This window comes from Streptomyces sp. NPDC090442, from assembly GCF_044769405.1.
Classification (GTDB): domain Bacteria; phylum Actinomycetota; class Actinomycetes; order Streptomycetales; family Streptomycetaceae; genus Streptomyces.
Genome location: NZ_JBIVXW010000235.1, coordinates 1 through 1,814, shown reverse-complemented (window position 1 = coordinate 1,814; position 1,814 = coordinate 1). Strand labels below are relative to the sequence as shown.

General features: G+C 66.3%; 1 protein-coding gene. It reads right to left on the bottom strand.

The annotated features are described in order from the left end of the window. Nucleotides 1-1,072: 1,072 nt before the first annotated feature. The coding region (locus ACIQU6_RS44675; protein WP_403488466.1) for a hypothetical protein at nt 1,073-1,814 on the bottom strand (742 nt) is incomplete at its 5' end.

The window sequence follows — 1,814 nt, the reverse complement described above, 5'->3', positions numbered from 1 at the left end:
AACCACCCGGGCCATCCACGACATACCCCAACGAGCACTCCCCATCCTGGGCATCACCAACAACCCCGACACCTACGGAACTTGATCGAACCCTGCCCGTGCGGGCCGTGTCCCCCGTCAGTGGGTCACTGTGACCCAAGGGAGGCAAACGCGTCGGCGGAGACGGTTACGATCGCCGCACCCGCGTAACCAGAGACCCGTAGGAGCGCACAAATGGACGATCACGGGGACGACTTCGCCATGTGGTTTCAAGAGGGGCAGGGGGGTGCTCAGCGGTCTGAGGAACAGTGGCTTGTGATCGCTGGGTACGTGCGGCATGCCGCCCTCAAGCTTCTTGGCCCAGGAACGATTCCGCTGTGTCTTCCCGGCGAGCCCCAGGAGTGCGGACGCACAGCACAACAGCATGTGTTGGCGTGGAGTGCCCAACTCAAGGTGGTGGCACAGCACTTGATCGAGGATGCGGCCCCGTCTCCGGCGCGTGCCGCCCACGTGTCCGGAGCGCTGTCCCAAAGGCGGCTGGCAGAGCTGCGAGCCCAGAACCCCCCGGTGCACCCCACGCATTGATCCAGAGCGGCCCCGTCGTGCACTACCCCCGTGGTGTGCGGCGGGGCTTCCGTGCGCCGCTGAGCAGCCGATAGCCTAGAACCGCTAGTTAGACGCGTTCGGGTCTGCCAGGACATACCAATCGATCTCGTGGTCCCGCTCACGGATCACGGTCGCCCCCAGGGCCACGATCCAGCCGGGACAGCCTCGCAGCTCGGCGTGAGTCTGCCGCAGTGAGGCACGGGGCAATATCGGGCGAACAGGAGGCCCCAGAGCCGGAGTTGGTCCGGCGGATGGGCGGAGGTGGCCTTTCGGCAACGATCCGGCGCACCAGGGTCGGGGAGCGCCGGCGTAGCCAGGGCTGTCGCACCTCGTCACCGCGGCCGCGCTCTGTTGCGACGCACCCCGGCTCGCGCCCGGTGCACGGTCAATCCCGCTCGCGGAGCTTCGCCAAGGCGTCGCGGCCGCCGCGCAGTTGGCGTTCGGCCTCGTTGATGACGCCTCCCAGGTGCCCGGACACGACTGCCGGTCATGGCAATTTGGTGTGGAGGAGGGCCAGCACGGTCTGGGCAATGCATCCCTCCTGCTCGACGGGGTATCCGCGTCGAAGGCATCCCTGGGCAAGAGCTGCTGCGGGGCCGTTGAGCATCGCGTGTAGGTCTTGCCAGATCGGGCTGTTGAGAGCCCAGGGGGTTTGAGGGGTGTGGGCTGGTGTCAGTCCGACGTCGCAGATCGTGGTGTGTTGTTGGGCGGTTGGTGTGAGTGAGTTCCAGATGGCTGTGGCGATCCGGGTCCCGCCGAGGTCGGCGTCAGGGGCGATGATGGTGGTGTCAGCCTGTTCGGCGAGTTCGGTGATGTGGTGGAGGATTTCTCGGCTCGGCATGCCTGCGTGATAGACGATGCCGGGCGGTTGGTGATGGTTTCTGAGTGCGCTGTAGACGGCGTCTGCGGCTTGGAGGTTCTCCACCACGATCAGGGTGGGGCTGTGAAGTTGAAGATGCAGGTCGGCGGTCGTGGCTGGGATGAGAACGACGCCGAGGTTGTCGAGGGGGCGCTTGCGGGTGGCTGGCATGGCGGTGATGGGTCCGCCGAGGCCGATCCGGCTGTGGCCGCGCAGGCCGATGGCCCGGGCGAGGGTGGCGGGAACGCCTGACTCACGCAGAATGTGAAGGGCGTGGTCGCGTCCGGGAGGTGGTGTAAAAGGGCCACGAGCGTAGGTTTCGTACTGAACCGACCAAAGTTCGTACGGAAGGACCCACGCCCGTGACACG